We start from the raw sequence: 20,558 nt of genomic DNA, 5'->3' as shown, positions 1-20,558 counted from the left end.
ACTACATCGAGATGTTCTACAACCCGATTCGCCGGCATGGTTCCGCTGGCGGCATGTCACCGGTAGAGTTCGAAAAGCGCTACGCGCAGAGCGGCGACTGAGTGTCTATGGAACTCTGGTCGGTCCAATGTAATGCCGGTGACGCCCGGCTCAGGTGCGCACACGCTGCACGCGGCCCGGTGCACGTCCGGTGAAGAAATGAGACTCCAAGATTCATTCATGCGGATGGCGTGTGACGACCCGCCGCCGGCCTGGACGCTGCGCCCATGTGCCAGCGGCTACGCGTGCGCGCGCTTGGCATCGCTTCGGCGCCATGGGCTCGCACGATGCGCAACAAAAGAGCCCCGGCGCGCGCGCCGGGGCTCGGGAAGGTCTGCGACAGAGCATCGACGAGGAAGTGGGTCGCAGACCTCGCATGCCCTTGACCGGCGCCAATGAGGAAAAGTTCCCCAGCCAACCTGGCATGCGCGTGACGCACTGCGGAAACGCTTTCAGCCGAGCCCGCACACGCACATGAGCGAACGGACAGCTTTTCTCAGGCAAATCAGACTTTTGAAGGTTGTCGCGAAAATCGCCGCGCTGCTATACTTTGGCGGCTTGACGGGGCCACTCGCACTCACCGTCTCTCGCACCCCACAAGGCCAACGACGTGCTGAACTCCGCAAACACGGGTCGGCAACTGGCACAGCGGGCGATAGCCTGGCAGGCTGCCGCCGCCGTGTTGGTCGCGCTGGCCTGGCTGGCGCACTCGCCGCAGCACGCCCTCGGGGCGCTGTATGGGGGGCTTGGCTTCACCGCCGGATCCTGGGCTGCCGCGAAAGTGGCGCTGGGCGGCGGGATCGCCCCGGCCGGCGTCGCCTTCGCGCGACTGCTGATGGGGGTGGCGGCGAAGTGGGTGGTGGTACTGCTGGTGCTGGTGGCGGGTCTGGCCGGATTTCGGTTGCCAGGCCTGGCGCTGATCACCGGTCTTGTAGGGGCCGCACTGGGCATGGTGCTGGCCAATCTGATCCAACGCAAAGGTGTTGCCACGTGAGTGAAGCCAACAATTCGGGCGGTCTGACCGAATACATCACCCATCACCTGGGGCACAACGCTGGCCAGGCGCTGGGCGGGACGTTCCATTTCGACAGCTGGCTGATCGCGCTGACGCTGGGCCTGATTTTTGTGGCCTGGTTCGCGTTCTTCGCCCGCCGCGCCACCGCCGGGGTGCCGACCAAGGGTCAGGCCTTCGTTGAGCTGGTGATGGAATTCGTCGACGGCCAGGTCAAGGACACCTTCCACGGCAACCGCAATTCGGTGACGCCGCTGGCGCTGACCATCTTCATGTGGGTGGTCTTCATGAACACGATGGACCTGATCCCGCTGGATCTGCCGTCGTTCCTGATCACCCACACCGCGGGCGCCGAGGCGGCGCACCACACCTACTTCCGCATGGTGCCCACCGCCGACCTGAACACCACGCTGGCGCTGTCGGTGACCGTGTTCTTCATCCTGATCGGTCACGCGCTGGCGGCCAAGGGCGGCTTCGGCTTCGGCAAGGAGCTGCTGACCGCGCCGTTCCACGCGCACGGCATCGGCGCGATCATCCTGGCGCCGGTCAACCTAGCCATGAACATCATCGAGTGGCTGGTCAAGCCGATCTCGCTGGCCATGCGGTTGTTCGGCAACATGTACGGTGGCGAGCTGGTGTTCATGCTCATCGCCGGCCTGATGAGCGGCTGGGTGACCTTCCTGCCGGGCGTGATCGCCAACGCGGCCTGGGGCATCTTCCATATCCTGATCATCCTGCTGCAGGCCTTCATCTTCATGATCCTCACCGTCGTCTACATCGCCGGTGCGCGTGAAGGCCACTAAAGCCGCTTCGACCGTTTTTCGCTTCACCCTTTCGTACTAACCAACCAATCGCTGGAGAGTTTTCATGGAATTCATCGCACACGTGCAGGGCCTGACCGCCATCGCCATCGGCCTCATCATCGGCCTGGGCGCGCTGGGTGCCTGCTTGGGCATCGCCATCATGGGTTCCAAGTTCCTGGAGTCGGCCGCCCGCCAGCCGGAGCTGATCCCGGTGCTGCAGGGCCGCATGTTCCTGCTGGCCGGCCTGATCGACGCCGCCTTCATCATCGGCCTGGCCATCGCGCTGTACTTCGGTATCGCCAACCCGCTGCTGACCGCTGTGCTGAACGCACAGGGCGGCTAATCAGCCGTCGTCGCGATCCGCATTCGCGGATCGCCAGGCAACGCTCGCCATGCGGTCAGCGCATGGCGGGTTGAACGAACCCGTCGAGGACACGTCATGAACGTCAACATGACCTTCTTCGGCCAGATGCTTTCCTTCGTGATCCTGATTGTGTTCACGATGAAGTTCATCTGGCCGCCGCTGAATGCGGCGCTTGAAGAACGGCAGAAGAAGATCGCCGAAGGCCTGGCCGCTGCAGACCGCAGCCAGAAGGACCTGGCGCAGGCGCAGGAGAAGGCCAACGAGGCCCTCAAGGACGCCCGCGTCAAGGCCAACGAGATCATCGACCAGGCTCACGCCCGCGCCAACCAGATCGTCGAGGCCGCCCGCAACGAGGCGATCACCGAGGCGAACCGGCAGAAGGAACTGGCCCAGGAAGAGATCGCCGCCGCCGCCAACCGCGCTCGCGAGGAGCTGCGCAAGCAGGTCTCCGTGCTGGCCGTGAGCGGCGCCGAGAAGCTGCTGCACCGCGAGATCGATCCGGCCGCCCACAAGGCGCTGCTGGACGAACTGGCTGCGCAGATCTAAGGCGGATGATCCGATCATGAGTCAGTCCATCACGCTCGCCCGCCCCTACGCCCGCGCCGCCTTCGGCGCGGCTCAGGATGCGCGGCAGCTGCCGGCGTGGTCGCAGGCGCTGGGTTTCTCCGCCCAGGTCGCGGCCGATCCGCGCGTCGCCGCGCTGCTGCCCAATCCGCAGCTGACCCGCGAGCAGGCCCTGGCGCTGCTGGCGCCCGAAGGCGCAGGCGAGGAATTCACGCGCTTTCTGGGCGTGCTGGCCGATGCCGGCCGCCTGGCGCTGCTGCCCGAGATCGCCGCGCTCTACGAGCAGCTGCGCGCGCAGGCCGAGCACGTCGTGCTGGCCCGGGTGACCTCGGCGGCCGAACTGCCGCCGGGCGAGCTGGACGTGATCAAGGCCGCGCTGGCCAAGCGTTTCGGCCGCCAGGTCGAGGTGACCACCGAGGTGGACGCTTCGCTGATCGGCGGCGCCGTCATCGATGCCGGCGACGTGGTCATCGATGGTTCGCTCAAGGGCAAGCTGGCGCGCCTGCAGACGGCGCTGGCGGGCTGATTCCAGGCGCCGCCGGACGCTGCAGCGACCGGCTGGCGACAGGCACACGCTTTCATTTATCCGCAGCCGCGCACCGGCTGCACAAGGAAAACCATCATGGCCACCACGCTCAACCCCTCTGAAATCAGCGACCTCATCAAGACCCGCATCGAGCAGGTCAAGCTGGCCGCCGAGTCGCGCAACGAAGGCACCGTGACCAGCGTGTCCGACGGCATCGTGCGCATCTTCGGCCTGGCCGACGTGATGCAGGGCGAAATGATCGAGCTGCCGCCCGCCGGTGAGGGCACGCCCACCTTCGCCCTGGCCCTGAACCTGGAGCGCGACTCGGTCGGCGCCGTGGTGCTGGGCGACTACGAGCACCTGCGCGAAGGCGACGTGGCCAAGACCACCGGCCGCATCCTGGAAGTGCCGGTCGGTCCCGAGCTGCTGGGTCGCGTGGTCAACGCGCTGGGCGAGCCGATCGACGGCAAGGGCCCGATCAACACCGCGCAGACCGCGCCGGTCGAGCGCGTGGCGCCGGGCGTGATCTGGCGCAAGTCGGTCGATGAGCCGGTGCAGACCGGTTACAAGTCGGTCGACGCCATGATCCCGATCGGCCGCGGCCAGCGCGAGCTGATCATCGGCGACCGCCAGACCGGCAAGACCGCGATGGCCATCGACGCGGTGATCAACCAGAAGGACTCGGGCATCAAGTGCGTGTACGTCGCCATCGGCCAGAAGGCCTCGACGGTGGCCAATATCGTGCGCAAGCTCGAGGAGAACGGCGCGCTGGCCCACACCATCGTGGTGGCCGCCACCGCCTCGGAGTCGGCCGCGATGCAGTACATCAGCGCCTACTCCGGCTGCACCATGGGCGAGTACTTCCTGGACCGTGGCCAGGACGCGCTGATCGTGTACGACGACCTGTCCAAGCAGGCCGTGGCCTATCGCCAGATCTCGCTGCTGCTCAAGCGCCCGCCGGGTCGCGAAGCCTATCCGGGCGACGTGTTCTACCTGCACTCGCGCCTGCTGGAGCGCGCCTGCCGCGTGTCCGAGGACTACGTCGAGAAGTTCACCCAGGGCGAGGTCACGGGCAAGACCGGTTCGCTGACCGCGCTGCCGATCATCGAGACCCAGGCCGGCGACGTCTCGGCGTTCGTGCCGACCAACGTGATCTCGATCACCGACGGCCAGATCTTCCTGGAAACCGACCTGTTCAACGCCGGCATCCGTCCGGCGGTGAACGCCGGTATCTCGGTCTCGCGCGTCGGTGGCGCGGCTCAGACCAAGATCATCAAGAAGCTCTCCGGCGGCATCCGCATCTCGCTGGCGCAGTACCGCGAGCTGGCGGCGTTCGCGCAGTTCGCCTCGGACCTGGACGAAGCCACCCGCAAGCAGCTCGAGCGCGGTCAGCGCGTGACCGAGCTGATGAAGCAGAAGCAGTACGCGCCGATGTCCATCGCCCTGCAGGCGCTGTCCATCTACGCGGTCAACGAGGGCTACCTGGACGACGTGCCGGTGAACAAGCTGCTGGCCTTCGAAGCCGGCCTGCATGCGCACTTCACCAACACCCAGGGCGCGCTGCTGGACAAGATCAACGGCACCGGTGCCTGGGACGGCGAGATCGAAGGCGCCTTCAAGCAGGGCATCGCAGAGTTCAAGCAGACCGGTAGCTGGTAAGCAGCAGCCGGGATTGGGGATTAGGCATTAGGGATTCGCAGGAGCGGGATTCGGATGGCTTCGGCCGATCCCGGATCCCGAATCCCGAATCCCACCAGCGGAGCGAGAGATGGCAGGCGGACGCGAAATCAAGAACAAGATCAAGAGCGTGCAGAACACCCGCAAGGTGACGCGCGCCCTGGAGATGGTCTCGGCCGCGAAGATCCGCCGCGCCCAGGACCGCATGAAGACCTCGCGCCCCTACGCGCGGGCGATGCGCCAGGTCATCAGCCATCTGGCCCAGGCCAATACCGACTTCCAGCACCCCTACCTGGTGGAGCGCGAGAAGGTCGAGCGCGTCGGCTACATCATCGTGTCCTCAGACCGCGGCCTGGCCGGCGGCCTGAACAACAACCTGTTCCGCAAGACCCTGGGCGAGATGCGCCAGTGGCAGGACAAGGGCGCGCAGATCGACGTGGTGACCATCGGCCAGAAGGCCTCGGTGTTCTTCCGTCGCCTGAAAGTCGACATGGTCGGCAGCCTGAGCCACCTGGGCGATGTGCCGCATGTGGAACAGCTGATCGGCGTGGTCAAGGTGATGCTGGAGGCGTACGAGTCGGGCAAGGTCGATCGCGTCTTCCTGGTCTACAACCACTTCGTCAACACGATGTCGCAGAAGGCCTCCTTCGACCAGCTGCTGCCGCTGCCGCAGGCCGAGGAAGACGTCGCCAAGCACGACTGGGACTACATCTACGAACCCGATGCCAAGACCGTGCTCGAGCACGTGCTGGTGCGCTACGTCGAGTCGCTGGTGTACCAGGCGGTGCTGGAGAACGTGGCCTCCGAGCATGCCGCGCGCATGGTCGCGATGAAGGCCGCCAGCGACAACGCCAGCAAGCTGATCGGCACCCTGCAGCTGTCCTACAACAAGGCCCGTCAGGCGGCGATCACCCAGGAAATTTCCGAGATCGTCGGCGGCGCGGCCGCTGTGTAAGTGCCGGGATTCGGGATTGGAGAATCGGGATTGGCAAGAGCAGCGCAGCGCGCTTCAGCCAATCCCGAATCCCGAATCCCCAATCACGAAATCCAAGGGATGGCGCAGGCCATCCGGACAGAAATAAAGCTAACCGGAGCAGCAAAATGAGTCAGGGCAAGATCGTTCAGATCATCGGCGCGGTCGTCGACGTCGAATTCCCGCGCGGCGAAGTGCCGAAGGTGTACGACGCGCTGAAGGTGGACAACACCGAGATCACGCTGGAAGTGCAGCAGCAGCTGGGCGACGGCGTGGTCCGCACCATCGCGCTGGGCTCCACCGATGGCCTCAAGCGCAACCTGGTGGCTATCAACACCGGCAAGGCGATCTCCGTGCCGGTCGGCAGCGCCACGCTGGGCCGCATCATGGACGTGCTGGGCCGCCCGATCGACGAGGCCGGCCCGGTGGAGGGCAGCGACAGCTGGGAAATCCACCGCGCCGCGCCGTCCTACGAGGACCAGTCCTCCTCCACCGAGCTGCTGGAGACCGGCATCAAGGTCATCGACCTGATGTGCCCGTTCGCCAAGGGCGGCAAGGTCGGCCTGTTCGGCGGCGCCGGCGTCGGCAAGACCGTCAACATGATGGAGCTGATCAACAACATCGCCAAGGCGCACAGCGGTCTGTCCGTGTTCGCCGGCGTGGGCGAGCGTACCCGCGAGGGCAACGACTTCTACCACGAGATGAAGGACTCCAACGTCCTGGACAAGGTGGCGATGGTCTACGGCCAGATGAACGAGCCGCCGGGCAACCGTCTGCGCGTGGCGCTGACCGGCCTGACCATGGCCGAGTACTTCCGCGACGAGAAGGACGCCTCGGGCAAGGGCAAGGATGTGCTGCTGTTCGTCGACAACATCTACCGCTACACGCTGGCCGGTACCGAAGTGTCGGCGCTGCTGGGCCGCATGCCGTCGGCGGTGGGCTACCAGCCCACCCTGGCCGAGGAAATGGGCGTGCTGCAGGAGCGCATCACCTCGACCAAGTCCGGCTCGATCACCTCGATCCAGGCCGTGTACGTGCCCGCGGACGACCTGACCGACCCCTCGCCGGCGACCACCTTCGCCCACCTGGACTCCACCGTCACCCTGAGCCGCCAGATCGCCTCGCTGGGCATCTACCCGGCCGTGGACCCGCTGGACTCCACCAGCCGCCAGCTGGATCCGCTGGTGGTGGGCGCCGAGCACTACGACGTCGCCCGTCGCGTGCAGTCCACGCTGCAGAAGTACAAGGAGCTGAAGGACATCATCGCCATCCTGGGCATGGACGAGCTGTCCGAGGAAGACAAGCAGTCGGTCTCGCGCGCGCGCAAGATCGAGCGCTTCTTCAGCCAGCCCTTCCACGTGGCCGAAGTGTTCACCGGCGCCCCGGGCAAGTACGTGGCGCTGAAGGACACCATTCGCGGCTTCAAGGGCATCCTGGACGGCGAGTACGACCACCTGCCCGAGCAGGCCTTCTACATGGTCGGCGGCATCGACGAGGCCGTGGAAAAGGCCAAGAAGCTGGCTGAGAAGGCTTAAGCGCCGGGATTCGGGATTAGGGATTAGGGATTTGCAAGGCGGTATCGAGGAGATGGGCGTGGGGTGAGGGCAAGGCGGTGCGACCGTCTTGGCCAATCCCGAATCCCCAATCCCCAATCCCGCCTCGCACCAGCGAGGTAACCATGAGCACCATCCGTTGCGACATCGTCAGCGCCGAGCAGGAGATCTACCACGGGGAAGCCACCCTGGTGGTCGCCACTGGTGAGCTGGGCGAGCTGGGCATCGCGCCCAAGCACGCGCCGCTGATTACGCGCCTGAAGGCGGGCAAGGTCGTGGTCACCACGCCCTCCGGCGAGCACCTGGACTTCGCCATCTCCGGCGGGATCCTGGAGGTCCAGCCGCAGGTGGTGACCGTGCTGGCCGACACCGCCATCCGCGCGCAGGACATCGACGAGGCCGCGGTCAAGGCGGCCAAGGACGAGGCCGAGCGCGTGCTGGCCAACCGTGGCGAGACCGAGGACCTGGCCGAAGCCCAGCGCAAGCTGATGGAAGCCGTGGTCCAGCTGCAGGCCCTCGAGCGCCTGCGCAAGACGCTCAAGCACTGAGCGCTCGGGCGGCCCGGCCTGGGCCGCAGACGCGGAAATGCAGAACGCCGGCGCAAGCCGGCGTTTTGCATTGTGGGGGGGGGGGGCGGTCCTGCCCCACGTTTGGTGGGAGCCGCCATGGCGGCGACGAGGCCTTACCTGTGAACTTCCTGGGGTAGAGCCCCATCGCCGCCATGGCGGCTCCCACCTGTAGAGCGGAGCTTGCTCCGCTGGGGCTTGCCGATGATCCGGTCGAAACGCAGCGGAGCAAGCTCCGCTCTACAAAAAGGCCGCGGCTTGAACTGAGAGACAGTTGCTCCCACCAAGCAGGGGGCTCTTCGGCGAGCGACTAGCGAAGGTCAGCAAGGACAGCACGTCATTACTAGCGGCTTGGCCAGCAGGCCAGCTCCCACCAAGCGTGGTGGCGCTCAGCGATAGATCACATAGCGGCTGGCGGCGAAGGTCAGCACCGCCAGCACGCCCTCCACCAGCGGCTTGGCCAGCCAGGCCAGCTGCAGGCCCAGGCGCTGCTCGACCAGCAGAATCATCCAGGTGCTGAGCACCGTGGCGGGGATCCACACCGCCAGGAACCGCGCGAACCGCGACCACCCCAGCCGCGCCCCGTCCTCGCGCGAGGCGAAGGTATACCGCCCGTTGAGCCAGAACCCCAGGATCGCCCCCGCCACGCGCCCGGCGAGGTTGGCCGGCACCGCGTCGAGGCCCAGCGCACTGAGCGCGACGAATACGCTCCAGTCCAGCAGCAGCTGCACGCCGCCGACGACGATGAAGATCGAGCCCTGCTTGAACAGCTGCGGCGGTAGCGAGAAGGAGCCCATGCGGCGCATTCTAGCCGGCGCACGCCTGCGGCCCTGTAAGATCGCGCGCAGTTTCCTGCCATGGAGGTCAGGTGCGCGTCGCCATTCTGATTCCCTGTTTCAACGAAGCCACCACCATCGCCAAGGTGGTGGGCGATTTTCGCGCGGCCCTGCCGCAGGCCGAGGTCTGGGTGTTCGACAACGCCAGCACCGACGACACCGCCCAAGTCGCGCGTGCGGCCGGCGCGCAGGTGCGGCGCGTGCCGGCCAAGGGCAAGGGTAATGTGGTGCGGGCGATGTTCCGCGACGTCGAGGCCGATGCCTATCTGATGGTCGATGGCGACGACACCTATCCGGCCGGTGCCGCGGCGGCGCTGCTGGAGGAAATCCGGCAGGGGCGCGCGGATATGGTCGTCGGCACGCGGCTGGAGGATTTCCAGCATGCCTCGTTCCGCCGCTTCCACGGCATCGGCAACCAGCTTGTGCGGCGCTGCGTGGCGATGCTGTTCGGCAGCCCCGTGCGCGATGTGTTGTCTGGCTACCGGGCGTTCTCGCGGCGGTTCGTCAAGTCGATGCCGGTGCTCTCGCATGGCTTCGAGATCGAGACCGAGATGACCGTGTTCGCGCTGAGCAACGGCTTCGTGCTGGCCGAACGGCCGATCGCCTACGGCGTGCGCCCCGATGGTAGTCAGTCCAAGCTGAGCACCTACAGGGACGGCGTGCGCGTGCTGCGCACGCTGCTGTTCCTGTTCAAGGACATGCGGCCGCTGCTGTTCTTCGGCGGCGTGGCGGCGCTGATGGTGCTGGCCGGACTGGGCTTTGGCAGCGTGGTGATCGCCGAGTTCAGCCGCACCGGGCTGGTCACCCATCCCTCGACCGCGGTGCTGGCGGTGGCGCTGACGCTGGTGGGCATCGTCTCGCTGGCGACCGGGCTGATCCTGGATACGGTCAACCGCCGTGCCAACGAGATCCAGCGCCTGATCACCGACCAGCTGGTGGGGCAGCGCCCGCCTGCGGACACAGCACGCTGACCTCGCGCACCCGCTGCAGCGGACACAGCTCCAGTGGGCGCAGCGAGTCGGCCACGGGTTGGCACGCACCCGCCTGCGTCAGGCCGTAGCGCGTGTACTCGCTGGCGACAGGATCGTCCAGGTCAGTGCTGACCTCGCGTAGCAGATAGAGCGCGCCACGGTGCTCGCGGATGCGGGCCTCGGCGCGGGCCTGCAGGGCCGTGCAGACCTGAGGTTGCATGAAGTTGTTGGCGACCGAGATTGCCGGCACCGATGGCGGCAGGAACGCCACTGCGTGCCCCAGCGGGGAAGTGCTCGAGATCACCACCAGCGCTTCCTTGTCCATGGGCGGGAAACGCACCTGCACCATCGGCGTGGTGAACGGATGCGTGCGGCCCCAACTGGGTCGCTTGGTCAGGCCGATCACCAGCGCCAGTCCGAGGATCAGCACGAAGCGCGGCCAGCGCTTGGGCAGGAACGCGGTCGCCGTGCCCGCCAGCGCGATCGCGCACAGCAGCTCGACCGCGATCAGATAACGATAGATGCCGTACAGCCTGGTCCAGACGACCAGGGTCACCAGGCAGAACAACAACAGCAGCGCCACATCGTCGCACGCACGGCGCTGCCTGCGCTGCACGAAGAGCGTCAGGCCCAGCGCCAGCAGGCCCAGCAGGATGCGCGGATCGGCCAGCCTGGCCTCGGAGAAATGGAAGCCACGCTTGGTGAACTGGAACACCGTCATCCAGGCATCCAGCCCGTGCGGGATGAAGCGCGCGTCGTTGTAGGCCACCGCCTGGGCGTCCGGCGACTGGAAGACCTGATTGAAGTACGGGAACAGCGGATTGCCGAAGGTCTGCCACAGCACCCAGGCCCATGGTCCGCCGTTCACCACGCCGCCGAGCAGGCCGCCGACCGCCACGGCCAGCACGCGCAGCGGTGCCTGGCGCAGGGGGCCGGCCAGCAGGGCGACAGCGCCCAGCGCGACGCAATAGATGACGCCCGTCAGCTTCAGGCCGGTGGCCAGGCCCAGGATCAGCCCGGCAGGCAGCCAGGTCTTCCACAGGCCGGCCTGCTCGCGCGAGCGCAGCACCCACCACAGCGCCCCGGTAGCGCCGGTGGCGATGAGGGCGTCGTTGAACGTCGAGCCGACGCTCGGGCCCACGGCCGCACCGGTCAGCGCCAACACGCCGGTCAGCACCAGGCGCATGCGGCTGCGCGCCTGCGGCCAGCAGCGGTCCAGCAGGCGCAGGGCGAAGAACAGCGCCAGCAGCGAGGGCAGGCTCAGCCAGAACGCGATCAGCCAACCAGGCCAACCGGCATGCACCATCCACACGAACGGCAGATCCGCGGCCGGGTTGTGCCAGGTCTGCAGCTGGGCGGCGGCGATGTCCTGCGTCAGACGCCCCTGCAGCAGCGCCGAGCCGGTGTAGAGGTGGTAGTTGCGCAGGTCCCAGTTGCGGTCCTGACCGTTGATCAGCGCGGTCAGCAGGGTCAGCAGCGCGGCCAGGCCGAGGGTGAACTTCCAGGACAGCGCCGGGGCGGTTGACGAACGGGATTCGGACAAGACGATCTTCCTTGAGGGTTGCAGCCTGCAGACGCGCGATTATCGCAGGCGAGGCGCAGCACTGCGCGCTGCCGGCACGCTGTGACGTGGGCGCGGGCCGGGACGATTAGAATCCTTCGCCATGTCTTCCAGCGACGCACGCCCATGACGCTTCCCCTGCACGTGATCATCCTGGCCGCCGGCGAGGGCAAGCGCATGCGCTCGGCCCGGCCCAAGGTGCTGCAGCCGATCGCGGGCCGGCCGATGCTGGCGCATGTGATCGATACGGCGCGTGCGCTGCAGCCCGAGGCGATCCACGTGGTCTACGGCCATGGCGGCGAGGCGGTGCGCGAGGCCTTCGCCGACCAGTCCGACCTGCAGTGGGCCGAGCAGGCCGTGCGCCTGGGCACCGGCCATGCCGTGCAGCAGGCGATGGAGCAGGTGCCCGACGCGGCCACCGTGCTGGTGCTCTATGGCGATGTGCCGCTGATCCGCGCCGACACGCTGCTGCGCCTGCTGCACGCGCCGGGCCGCCTGGCGGTGCTGGTGGCCGAGCCGGACGATCCGAGCGGCTACGGCCGCATCGTGCGCGATGCCAACGGCAAGGTCGGCGCCATCGTCGAGCACAAGGACGCCGACGACGAGCAGCGCCGCATCCGCACCATCAACACCGGCATCGTCACCGCCGAATCGACGGCGCTGCATCGCTGGCTGGCGCAGCTGTCCAACGACAACGCGCAGGGCGAGTACTACCTCACCGACATCTTCGGCATGGCCGCGGCCGAGTTCACCCCGGCCGAGATGGTGCTGGTCGCCGACCCGCTGGAGGCCGAGGGCGCCAACGACCCGTGGCAGCTCGCCCAGCTTGAGCGCACCTGGCAGATGCGCCAGGCCAAGGCGCTGTGCCTGGCCGGTGCGCGGCTGATCGATCCGGCGCGCGTGGACCAGCGCGGCACCGTGCGCGTCGGCCTGGACGTGCAGATCGATGTGGACGTGGTGCTGGAGGGCGGGGTCGAACTGGGCGACGGCGTGCAGATTGGCCCCTTCGTGCGCCTGAAGAACGTCAAGCTGGGCCCGGGCACCGAGGTGCGCGCGCACTGCGACCTGGAAGGCGTGGTCACCGAGGGCGCGGTGCAGATCGGCCCGTTCGCACGGCTGCGTCCGGGCACGGTGCTGGCCGACGGCGTGCATGTCGGCAACTTCGTGGAAACCAAGAACGCCGTGCTGGGCGTGGGCACCAAGGCCAATCACCTCAGCTACCTGGGCGACACGGTCATCGGCAGCCGCACCAACGTCGGCGCGGGCGTCATCACCTGCAACTACGACGGGGTGAACAAGTTCACCACCACCATCGGCGACAACGTGTTCGTCGGCAGCAACAGCGCGCTGGTGGCGCCGATCTCCATCGGCGATGGCGCCACCCTGGGCGCCGGCTCGGTCATCACCCGCGACGCGCCGGCCGGCGAACTGACCCTCGCCCGCGCCCGCCAGCAGACGCTGGAAGGCTGGACGCGGCCGGTCAAGAAGGAGAATTGAGCGGGAGGCCTGAGGAGCGAGCAAAGGCGGTTGCGCCAGCGCCCTCACCTCTGATTGCTCGCAGCCTACCCCTCAAAAGCACTGGTCTTGGACGAGCAACACAGGTAAGTTCGCTGTGCGTTCAATGGGAGGCGTTGCGCGCAACGCGGTGCGAAGGCCGGTGCCCGGAAGCGGCGCTGGCGTGCGCATCTTCCGCTCCTTATCTGGAACCCGACCCATGACGCCGTCACGCCTTCTGCTGTGCAGTACCGCGCTGTTGACCCTCTCCGTGTTCGCTGCCGTCGCGCCGGCCGCGGATCTTGAATACTTCATCCCCGCCGGCAGCAAGGCGCCGTATGCGGCGGCGGTGCGCGCGGGCGATACGGTGTATGTCTCCGGCCAGCTGGGTGTCGATGCGGAGGGCAAGCTGCCGGACGCATTCGACGCCCAGGCGCGCAACACCATGGCCAATGTGGCCAAGGCGCTGCAGCGCGCCGGGCGGTCGATGGACGATGTGGCGCGCTGTACGGTCATGATCACCGACATGGCCAACTGGTCGACCTTCAATGCCATCTACACCGCGGCGTTCAAGCCCGAGCGGCTTCCGGCGCGCAGCGCGATGGCGGTGAGCGCGCTGCCGATGAAGGCGCTGCTGGAAATGGATTGCACGGCGTACGCCGGGAGCCGCTGAGGGGAGCAGGTGGGAGCAACTGTCTCCTCAGATCTCCGTAGAGCGGAGCTTGCTCCGCTGGGGCTTTTCCCCCGCACCGAACGAAGAGCGGCGGAGTCCCCAAAAGGGGATTGCCACAAGCTCCGCTCTACAGGGAGGAGCCGCTCCAATCCACGTCAGCAACGGATCAGGTGGTGGGCAGGTGCAGGGTCACGCACAGGCCGCCGCCTTCGCGGTTGTGCAAGGCGATGCGGCCGTCGTGGGCCTCGATGATCTCGCGGGTCAGTGCCAGCCCCAGGCCGGTGCCGTTGCGTTTGGTCGAATAGAACGGCACCAGCGCGTTCTGCAGCACGGCCTCGTTCATGCCGCTGCCGCGGTCCAGCACTTCCACGCGCACCTGGTTGCCCAGCGGCAGCACGCGCACGGTGACCTGGGTGGGATCGCCGCCGGATTCGTGCGCGTTCTTGACCAGGTTGAGCAGGGCTTGGCCGAACTGCGCCGGGTCGATGCGGCTGTGCGTGTCCTGCGCGTGACCTTCGATATTGAAGCCGATCTGCTGCTGCAGCCCACGCAGGAAGGCGCCCCATTCGATCGCCTGCTTCTGCGGCTGCGGCAGCTTGGCGAAGCGCGCGTAGCCGCGGATGAATTCCTCCAGATGCCGCGCGCGTTCCTCGATGGTGGCGAACACGTGCTCGAGCTGCTCGTGGCGGCCGCGTCGCACCAGTTCGCCACCCGAGTGCGCCAGCGAGGCGACCGGGGCCAGCGAGTTGTTGAGCTCGTGGCTGATCACGCGGATCACCTTCTTCCAGGTCTGCACCTCCTGGCGGCGCAGTTCGGTGGTCAGGCGCCATAGCTGCAGCAGTTCCTGCTGGCGGCCGTTGAGCTGGAAGCGGCGACGCGCCAGGTGATAGATCTGCTCTTCGCCGCCTTCCTCATCGGACGGTACGGCGAACAGGCTGTCGCCGCCGCGCTGCAGGGCCTCGACCAGTTCGGGCTGGGCCTGCTGCAGCAGCGGGTCGAACGGCTGGCCCTCCATGCGCCGCCCGCCGTAGAGCAGCGTGCGCGCGGCCAGGTTGGCGAACACCACACGCATGCCGCCATCGCCACCGGGCGCCAGCAGCAGCATCGCCACCGGCGAGTGCTGGACCATGCTATCCAGCAGCAGCTCGCGCTGCGCCAGCCCCTGGCGTTGGCTGCGCAGCACCTGGCCCAGTTCCTCGTGCGAGGTCACCAGGCCGGCCAGTTCGTCGTGGCCCTGCCAGTGGATGCCGAAGTTGAACTCGCCGTCGCGATAGCTGTTGACCGAGCCGGACAGCGCGCGGAACAGCGACTGCACCGGTGCCAGCGCCTGGTGCAGCATCCACGCCGCCAGCGGCAGCAGGAGCGCGGCGCTGATCACGCCGACCAGCCAGTCGTCCTCGAGCCACTGCCGCAGCGTCAGCGGCAACGCGATGGCCGCCACGCCCAGCGGGATCAGCCACAGCAGCAGGCGGCCGGCGAGCGAGTGCTTCATGTCGGGCTCTTGATGCCGTGGCGCTCCATGCGCCGGTACAGGGCCTGGCGGCTCAGGCCCAGCTCACTGGCGGCCTGGGCGATGACGCCGCCTGCGCGGGCGATGGCCGCTTCGATCTGGGCGCGGTCGGGTTCGTGGACCGGCGCATGCGTGCGAACGGGTGCGGTGGCGACCGGCAGATTCAGGTCGGCCGCCTCGATGTGGGCGCCGGGGCTGAGCAGGCTGGCGCGCTGGATCACGTTGCGCAGCTCACGCACGTTGCCGGGCCAGGGATGACGCAGCAGCGCGGCGCGCGCCGAGTCGCCGATGGGCTTGTCGGCGAAGTGCGCGGCCAGCGGCAGGATGTCGCCGGGGCGGTCGGCCAGCGGCGGCAGGGCCAGCTCGATCGCGTTGAGGCGGTAGTAGAGGTCTTCGCGGAACGCGCCGTCGCGGATCATCGCCGGCAGGTCGGCGTTGGTGGCGCTGATCACGCGCACGCGCACGCTGCGCTCGCGGTTGGAGCCCAGACGCTCGAACTTGCCGGTCTCCAGCACGCGCAGCAGCTTCATCTGGCCGGCCAGCGGCAGGTTGCCGATCTCGTCCAGGAACAGCGTGCCGCCGTCGGCCGCCTCGAACTTGCCTTCGCGCGCCTTGTTGGCGCCGGTGTAGGCGCCGGCATCGGCGCCGAACAGCTCGGCCTCGATCAGCTCGCTCGGCAGCGCGCCGCAGTTGAGCGTGACGAAGGCGCCATGGCGTACCGCGGAGTTGGCCTGCACGATCTGCGCGATCTTCTCCTTGCCGCTGCCGTTGGGGCCGGTGATCAGCACCGGCAGGTCGCTGCGCGCCACCTGGCAGGCCAGCGCCAGCACGCGCTCGCTGGCCGGATCGTTGAACACCACGCCGCACAGGTCGTACTTCTGCTCCAGCTGCGCGCGCTGCAGGCGATCGCGCGCGCGGCGGCGGTCCAGTTCGGCGCGCGCCTCGGACAGCTCCAGCAGCGTATTGACCGTGGCAAGCAGGCGGCGGTCGTCCCAGGGCTTGCTCATGTAGTCGGCCGCGCCGGCCTTGACCAGTTCCACCGCCGCTTCCAGGTGTGTCCACGCGGTCAGCAGCACCACCGGCAGGTCGGGATGGCGCGCGCGGATCTGCGCGAACAGCGCCTGGCCCTCCTCGCCGCTGGTGGTGTCGGCGGAGAAGTTCATGTCCTGGATCACCAGGTCCACCGCCTCGCGTTCCAGCAGCGCCAGGCCCTCCTCCGGCGTGGCCGCGTGCAGCGTGGCGATGTCGTGCAGCGAGAACAGCACGTTCAGCGCCGTGGCCACGGCCGGGTTGTCGTCGATGATCAGCAGAGTGGGCATGGTGGAGCGAGAAGTGAGTGGGTGGAGCGAGGAGTGAGGAACAAGCGCGGGCGCGCGAGAGGATCAGTGCTTTGACTCACGCCTCACCCCGCTCCGCTCACTGCTGCCTCAAGGCCTTGACCGTGGCGCCGCCCTGGACCAGCAGCAGGTGGCTGACACGGTCGGCCGCGTCGAAGGCGAACTCCACGCGCGCGGCCTGGCCGTCGGTGTGGAACGTGGTTTCCGAATCGGCGATCAGCGTCGTGGTCGACCCGCCTTCGGGCTGCAGCTTCAGCACATTGCCTTCGCGCCACACGCGCAGTGCCAGCTTGTCGGGGGTGACGTAGCGGCCGGTGTAGCCATCCAGCGTGTCCTGCGAGATCAGTACGCCCTGGTCCGGCGCGGTCTGTGGCGCGGCATGCAGCGGCACCGCGCTCATGGCGGCGGCAAGCAGAAAGCGCGCAGGCAGGCGCATGGAGAGCGTCCAGGAACGGGAACGGAGCCAGATCATGGCATGCGGCTCACTGGCTGCGGTGGCCATAGCTCAGCACGCGGGTGATGGTCCACTGGCCGTCGTGCTGGCGCCAGACGATGACGAAGTCCGCCAGCCCGTCGCACTGCTGCGATCCGGCCTGGCAGAAGCGATGCTGGCCCTGTTCGATGGCGCCGAAGTCCTTGACCGGATAGACCTTCAGGCTGCCGGGCACCAGCTGGCGCGTGTAGCGGCCACAGGCATATTGCTTGGTGTTGGCCAGCATCGCATCGCGCGTCCAGGTCACCCCGCCGGTGTCGTGGTAGAACTCCACGGCCGGATCGAAGTACGCCGCGTGCCGCGCCAGCTGCGCCGGATCCTGGCAGCGGTTGAACGCATCGAAGACCTGCGTATCGAGCGCGCTGATGGTGTCCTGCAGGGACGCTTCCGCGGCCGCCGCGCCGGTCGGCTGGCTCGCCGCGAGGGCCAGGAACGCGCCCAGGAGGGTGGCCTTCATTGTCGGACTCCTATCCGGGAACCAAATTGAGTGCAGCTTAACGCGCAGGCCTTGGTGCAGCCGGGCGTGCGGGGCAACGACGCGGTGCATGTGAAGTACGCGCATCAGCGGATGGGGGCTGGCGGCGGCGTAGGGGGCGGCGGAGGCGGAGGCGGCGGTGCCAGGTCGGCGATCTCACCGCCGGAGAGCTGCACCACGCGCACGCGTCCGTCGATCCCGCGGACCTGCAGGACCACGCTCTTGCCAGGCCGAGCGCGCAGGGCCGCCAGCCACTGGCGGACGCTGCGCACCGGCGTGTCTCCGACCCGGGTCACAACATCGCCCGGCTGCAGGCGCAGGGTATTGGCCTCCACGACGCGAACGCCGTCGGCGCCGTCGCGCAGGGCCAGGCGCCGGCCATCGCTGTCCCAGGTGAGCGAGCTCTCGTCGACGCGCAGATGACTTTCGTGGTGGCTGGAACGGTCGGCCGGAGCGGCGGGGAGCGCCACGGGCGCGGCGCAGACCAGCAACAGGGCGAGCAGGACAGGGCGTGGCATGGTCAAGGTCTCCTCGAGATGGACATGGCTCACCCGCCCCGCGTCGCGATGGCCGGCGGCACACGCGTAGCGCGCAGGGCCGGCCCCAGCACGGCGAGCTGGCCCAGCGCCCAGAGCAGCGCTGCGCCGAGGGGCAGGTAGAACAGCGGCAGGCGGTCCAGCTCGTACTGGCGCATCAGCAGCTGGTTCAGGCCATAGGCCAGCAGCATGCCCAGCACAACGCCGGCGCCGACGATCAGGAAGTTCTCGGCCTGGAAGTGGCGCAGGATGTCGCGCCGCGTGGCGCCCACGGCCCGGCGGATGCCGATCTGGCGGGTGCGTTGGCCGACCCAGAAGTTGGCCAGGCCGCCGATGCCCAGCGCGGTGACGAACAGCAGCGCCAGCGAGGAGGCGAGCAGCAGGCCGAGCATAGTGGTGTCGCGTTGAAAATAGTCGTGGCGGATCTGGGTGTACGTCCGCTGCCCGTCCTCCGGGATCAGCCTGACGGGGCCTGCCTTGTCGAGTGCGACGGCGGCGGCGCGCAGGACACGCTGGCGATCCTGCGGTGCGCTGCGCAGGACGTAGGTGCTGGAGATCCCCGCGCGGCTCCGCGCGGTCAACATCACCATGTGGTCGTCCAAGCCGATGCCGAGCACCGGGGTCAGGATATCGTCGATCATGCCCACGACGGGGACGGGGCCCTGGAAGCCATAGAGCTGTTTGCCCACCGGGCTTTCCCCGGGCCACAGGCGCTGGGCGAGGGTGCGCGAGACGATCACGGCGGTGATCTTGTCGGCCCCGCGCTCGGTGGCGGTGAAGTCGCGGCCGGCCAGCAGGCGCAGCCCCAGCGTCTCCAGCATGCCGTCCGATCCGCTGTAGATCGATATCGAGATGCAACCGGCGATGCCCTCGGTGCCGCGCGCGGCCTTGGCCCGATCCAGATCCGCCTGCGAAGCGCAGGCGCCCGACATGTCGATGTTGCTCGATAGCGGCAGGCTGCCGTCGTCGATCGCGGCGGCGGCCTTGACGCCATCGAGGGCGCGCAGCGCCGCCAGGTCGGTGCGTTGCTGCGCGGCGGCGTTGGTCGATTCGTCCACGCCGCGCGCGGTCACCACCGACAGTTCATCCTCCACCAGGCCCGAGGGCGTGGTGATGCGCTGGATGCGCTCGACCAGCAGGAAACCGGCGTTGATGACGATGGCGCAGGTCAGGGCCACCTGCAGCGTCAGCAGCATGGCCGTCAGGCGGTGATGGCGCAGCGCCGAGAGAATGGGCTTAAGCGGCAGGGCCATGGTCAGACTGCCTTGATCTGCAGGGCGGGGGAGATGCGGCTGGCGCGCCAGGCCGGGATCAGCCCGGCCAGCAGCGTGGCGACGATGGCCAGCGCGACCGAGGCCACCAGCATGCTGGTATCCATCTGCGCGATCCGGGCATACCCGTCCGGGCGCTGGCGCACGCTCCACAGGCCGAGCTGAGCCAGAACGCTTCCCAGTACACCGCCGGCCACGCCGATCAGTGCCGCCTCGCAGCCCAGCTGCAGCAGGATGTCGGACGCACGTGCACCGAGCGCGCGCCGCACGCCGACCTCGCCGCCGCGCCGCAGGAATTTGGCCAGCAGCAGCGCGACGATGTTGACCAGGCACACGATCAGGAAGCCGATCGCCAGCCACAGCTGCAGCTGCACCTCGGACGGCACCAGCTTCTTGTGGCCCAGCCAATCCATCAGCGGATACAGCCTTGCGGTCTCGGGACCGCGCTGGAAGCGTCCGCTGGCATGCTCCTGGGCCGCGTAGTCGTGCAGGAAGCGCCGGTAGTCGGCGACCTGCTGCGGCGTCTCCAGCTCCACCCACATCTGCAGCCAGGTCATGCTGGGCGAGCGCAGCGTGTCCTGCATCTCGGTGTCGGCCCAACTGGAGCGGTTGCCCGAGATGTCGAACTTCAGTTCCATCGCCGTGGACAGCGGCAGGAAGAAGTCGTCGGCCTCGCCGAAGGACCGGCCACCGCCCAGGTCCACGTAGAAGCGCGGCTGCGGCGACCAGGGCGCCGCGACGCCCACGATGCGGAAGGCCGTGTCCTTCAGGCGCACGCTGCGGCCCACCACGTCGGTGCTGCCGAATAGCTTCATCGCCAGGTCGCGTCCCAGCACCACCACGCGGGCCTGCTGCGCATCGTCCGCCGCGGTCCAGCCGCCGCCGTGTTCCAGCGGCACGCCGAACAGGTCGAAGAACTGCCAGGTGGTGTAGCGCCCGCTGCGTTCCGTAGGGCGACCGGCCGCGTCCAGCGGCCAGACCAGTAGCCCGCCGCCGGCCATGACGGCCTGGCGCGCAGGCTTGCCCTGGCGCAGCAGGGCCATCGCGTCGGGCCAGGTCAGATTGTCGGCCGGATTGCCCCAGGTACTCTTCGGATAGTCCGCCGGCAGCGGATCCAGCGTGGGATAGAACAGCACGCCGCTCTTGGCCGGAATCGGATCCTGCGTCATGACGTGCAGGACCGTCAGCATGGTCATGCTCGCACCGATGCCCAGGCCGATGGCGCACACCATCAGCGCGGTCATCACCGGCGTGCGGCGCAGGCTGCGCAGGGCCAGGCGGAGGTAGTAGGCGATCACGTTCGGATTCCTCGTGATATGCGGTG

21 protein-coding genes are annotated in these 20,558 nt (G+C 68.0%); 12 read left to right on the top strand and 9 right to left on the bottom strand.

Annotated elements, in window-relative coordinates; translation table 11 throughout:
- Positions 1 to 649 precede the first annotated feature (649 nt).
- From EAT51_RS03310 to EAT51_RS03270, 9 genes are all read left to right on the top strand, one after another.
- The gene (locus EAT51_RS03310) at positions 650 to 1,033 is read left to right on the top strand and encodes a hypothetical protein (RefSeq protein WP_228257792.1); all 384 of its coding nucleotides are present in this window, start codon (positions 650 to 652) and stop codon (positions 1,031 to 1,033) included.
- Positions 1,030 to 1,854: a F0F1 ATP synthase subunit A gene (atpB, locus tag EAT51_RS03305; RefSeq protein ID WP_130515113.1), complete on the top strand. Its 825-nt coding sequence runs from the start codon at positions 1,030 to 1,032 to the stop codon at positions 1,852 to 1,854. Before EAT51_RS03310 ends, atpB begins: the two co-directional genes overlap by 4 nt.
- Before the next feature lie 64 nt (positions 1,855 to 1,918).
- Entirely contained in the window at positions 1,919 to 2,197 is a 279-nt protein-coding gene (gene atpE, locus EAT51_RS03300; RefSeq protein ID WP_130561295.1) for a F0F1 ATP synthase subunit C, read from the top strand.
- Positions 2,198 to 2,293: 96 nt separating this feature from the next.
- Positions 2,294 to 2,764, top strand: a complete 471-nt coding sequence (locus tag EAT51_RS03295; protein WP_130523792.1) for a F0F1 ATP synthase subunit B — start codon at positions 2,294 to 2,296, stop codon at positions 2,762 to 2,764.
- Positions 2,765 to 2,780: 16 nt separating this feature from the next.
- On the top strand, positions 2,781 to 3,308 hold the full coding sequence (locus tag EAT51_RS03290; RefSeq protein WP_130561294.1) for a F0F1 ATP synthase subunit delta: 528 nt from the start codon (positions 2,781 to 2,783) through the stop codon (positions 3,306 to 3,308).
- A 96-nt stretch (positions 3,309 to 3,404) separates the two neighbouring features.
- On the top strand, positions 3,405 to 4,967 hold the full coding sequence (gene atpA, locus EAT51_RS03285) for a F0F1 ATP synthase subunit alpha (protein WP_130515121.1): 1,563 nt from the start codon (positions 3,405 to 3,407) through the stop codon (positions 4,965 to 4,967).
- A 109-nt stretch (positions 4,968 to 5,076) separates the two neighbouring features.
- The gene (atpG, locus tag EAT51_RS03280; RefSeq protein WP_130515123.1) at positions 5,077 to 5,940 is read left to right on the top strand and encodes a F0F1 ATP synthase subunit gamma; all 864 of its coding nucleotides are present in this window, start codon (positions 5,077 to 5,079) and stop codon (positions 5,938 to 5,940) included.
- Between the two features lie 146 nt (positions 5,941 to 6,086).
- The gene (gene atpD / locus EAT51_RS03275) at positions 6,087 to 7,493 is read left to right on the top strand and encodes a F0F1 ATP synthase subunit beta (RefSeq protein ID WP_130561293.1); all 1,407 of its coding nucleotides are present in this window, start codon (positions 6,087 to 6,089) and stop codon (positions 7,491 to 7,493) included.
- A gap of 143 nt (positions 7,494 to 7,636) precedes the next feature.
- Complete coding sequence (locus tag EAT51_RS03270; protein WP_130515127.1) at positions 7,637 to 8,059, top strand: F0F1 ATP synthase subunit epsilon; 423 nt, start codon at positions 7,637 to 7,639, stop codon at positions 8,057 to 8,059.
- A 407-nt stretch (positions 8,060 to 8,466) separates the two neighbouring features.
- On the opposite strand, the gene EAT51_RS03265 is transcribed toward EAT51_RS03270, so the two are convergent.
- A complete protein-coding gene (locus EAT51_RS03265) occupies positions 8,467 to 8,874 on the bottom strand; it encodes a GtrA family protein (protein ID WP_130515129.1) in 408 nt (135 codons plus the stop codon).
- 71 nt (positions 8,875 to 8,945) lie between these two features.
- On the opposite strand from EAT51_RS03265, the gene EAT51_RS03260 reads away from it, so the two are divergent.
- Positions 8,946 to 9,884, top strand: a complete 939-nt coding sequence (locus EAT51_RS03260) for a glycosyltransferase (RefSeq protein WP_130515131.1) — start codon at positions 8,946 to 8,948, stop codon at positions 9,882 to 9,884.
- Here the strand turns inward: EAT51_RS03260 and EAT51_RS03255 are convergent.
- Positions 9,835 to 11,427: a glycosyltransferase 87 family protein gene (locus EAT51_RS03255; RefSeq protein WP_130515133.1), complete on the bottom strand. Its 1,593-nt coding sequence runs from the start codon at positions 11,425 to 11,427 to the stop codon at positions 9,835 to 9,837. The two genes, EAT51_RS03260 and EAT51_RS03255, sit on opposite strands and share 50 nt — an antisense overlap.
- A 144-nt stretch (positions 11,428 to 11,571) precedes the next feature.
- On the opposite strand from EAT51_RS03255, the gene glmU reads away from it, so the two are divergent.
- Positions 11,572 to 12,942: a bifunctional UDP-N-acetylglucosamine diphosphorylase/glucosamine-1-phosphate N-acetyltransferase GlmU gene (gene glmU, locus EAT51_RS03250; protein WP_130515135.1), complete on the top strand. Its 1,371-nt coding sequence runs from the start codon at positions 11,572 to 11,574 to the stop codon at positions 12,940 to 12,942.
- Positions 12,943 to 13,123: 181 nt separating this feature from the next.
- Positions 13,124 to 13,612, top strand: coding sequence for a RidA family protein (locus tag EAT51_RS03245; protein WP_165421891.1), 489 nt, complete (start codon positions 13,124 to 13,126; stop codon positions 13,610 to 13,612).
- Positions 13,613 to 13,778: 166 nt separating this feature from the next.
- On the opposite strand, the gene EAT51_RS03240 is transcribed toward EAT51_RS03245, so the two are convergent.
- The 7 genes from EAT51_RS03240 to EAT51_RS03210 form a co-directional block, all read right to left on the bottom strand.
- Positions 13,779 to 15,104 (bottom strand): sensor histidine kinase, encoded by a 1,326-nt coding sequence (locus EAT51_RS03240; protein WP_130561292.1) that lies wholly within the window; start codon positions 15,102 to 15,104, stop codon positions 13,779 to 13,781.
- Positions 15,101 to 16,441, bottom strand: a complete 1,341-nt coding sequence (locus EAT51_RS03235; RefSeq protein ID WP_130515141.1) for a sigma-54-dependent transcriptional regulator — start codon at positions 16,439 to 16,441, stop codon at positions 15,101 to 15,103. The genes EAT51_RS03240 and EAT51_RS03235 overlap by 4 nt, the downstream gene beginning before the upstream one ends.
- A 97-nt stretch (positions 16,442 to 16,538) precedes the next feature.
- Entirely contained in the window at positions 16,539 to 16,895 is a 357-nt protein-coding gene (locus EAT51_RS03230; protein ID WP_130515142.1) for a hypothetical protein, read from the bottom strand.
- A gap of 46 nt (positions 16,896 to 16,941) precedes the next feature.
- Positions 16,942 to 17,409, bottom strand: coding sequence for a nuclear transport factor 2 family protein (locus EAT51_RS03225; protein ID WP_130515144.1), 468 nt, complete (start codon positions 17,407 to 17,409; stop codon positions 16,942 to 16,944).
- 104 nt (positions 17,410 to 17,513) lie between these two features.
- Positions 17,514 to 17,945, bottom strand: coding sequence for a PDZ domain-containing protein (locus EAT51_RS03220; protein ID WP_130515145.1), 432 nt, complete (start codon positions 17,943 to 17,945; stop codon positions 17,514 to 17,516).
- A 29-nt stretch (positions 17,946 to 17,974) separates the two neighbouring features.
- Positions 17,975 to 19,216, bottom strand: coding sequence for an ABC transporter permease (locus tag EAT51_RS03215; RefSeq protein ID WP_130561291.1), 1,242 nt, complete (start codon positions 19,214 to 19,216; stop codon positions 17,975 to 17,977).
- 2 nt (positions 19,217 to 19,218) lie between these two features.
- The gene (locus EAT51_RS03210; protein WP_130515149.1) at positions 19,219 to 20,532 is read right to left on the bottom strand and encodes an ABC transporter permease; all 1,314 of its coding nucleotides are present in this window, start codon (positions 20,530 to 20,532) and stop codon (positions 19,219 to 19,221) included.
- Positions 20,533 to 20,558 lie beyond the last annotated feature (26 nt).

Origin of the sequence: Pseudoxanthomonas winnipegensis (genome assembly GCF_004283755.1) — a bacterium.
Lineage (GTDB): Bacteria > Pseudomonadota > Gammaproteobacteria > Xanthomonadales > Xanthomonadaceae > Pseudoxanthomonas_A > Pseudoxanthomonas_A winnipegensis.
The sequence above is the reverse complement of the archived record's forward strand: the minus strand, read 5'-3'. Positions and strand labels throughout refer to the sequence as shown.

Bases quoted from the DNA above. Each gene is read 5' to 3' on its own strand.
- atpA (WP_130515121.1), top strand. From the start codon at position 3,405: ATGGCCACCACGCTCAACCCCTCTGAAATCAGCGACCTCATCAAGACC.
- EAT51_RS03290 (WP_130561294.1), top strand. From the start codon at position 2,781: ATGAGTCAGTCCATCACGCTCGCCCGCCCCTACGCCCGCGCCGCCTTC.
- atpE (WP_130561295.1), top strand. From the start codon at position 1,919: ATGGAATTCATCGCACACGTGCAGGGCCTGACCGCCATCGCCATCGGC.
- EAT51_RS03295 (WP_130523792.1), top strand. From the start codon at position 2,294: ATGAACGTCAACATGACCTTCTTCGGCCAGATGCTTTCCTTCGTGATC.
- glmU (WP_130515135.1), top strand. From the start codon at position 11,572: ATGACGCTTCCCCTGCACGTGATCATCCTGGCCGCCGGCGAGGGCAAG.
- EAT51_RS03225 (WP_130515144.1), bottom strand. From the start codon at position 17,409: ATGAAGGCCACCCTCCTGGGCGCGTTCCTGGCCCTCGCGGCGAGCCAG.
- atpG (WP_130515123.1), top strand. From the start codon at position 5,077: ATGGCAGGCGGACGCGAAATCAAGAACAAGATCAAGAGCGTGCAGAAC.
- EAT51_RS03270 (WP_130515127.1), top strand. From the start codon at position 7,637: ATGAGCACCATCCGTTGCGACATCGTCAGCGCCGAGCAGGAGATCTAC.
- EAT51_RS03215 (WP_130561291.1), bottom strand. From the start codon at position 19,216: ATGGCCCTGCCGCTTAAGCCCATTCTCTCGGCGCTGCGCCATCACCGC.
- EAT51_RS03235 (WP_130515141.1), bottom strand. From the start codon at position 16,441: ATGCCCACTCTGCTGATCATCGACGACAACCCGGCCGTGGCCACGGCG.
- EAT51_RS03265 (WP_130515129.1), bottom strand. From the start codon at position 8,874: ATGGGCTCCTTCTCGCTACCGCCGCAGCTGTTCAAGCAGGGCTCGATC.
- EAT51_RS03230 (WP_130515142.1), bottom strand. From the start codon at position 16,895: ATGCGCCTGCCTGCGCGCTTTCTGCTTGCCGCCGCCATGAGCGCGGTG.
- EAT51_RS03220 (WP_130515145.1), bottom strand. From the start codon at position 17,945: ATGCCACGCCCTGTCCTGCTCGCCCTGTTGCTGGTCTGCGCCGCGCCC.
- atpD (WP_130561293.1), top strand. From the start codon at position 6,087: ATGAGTCAGGGCAAGATCGTTCAGATCATCGGCGCGGTCGTCGACGTC.
- EAT51_RS03240 (WP_130561292.1), bottom strand. From the start codon at position 15,104: ATGAAGCACTCGCTCGCCGGCCGCCTGCTGCTGTGGCTGATCCCGCTG.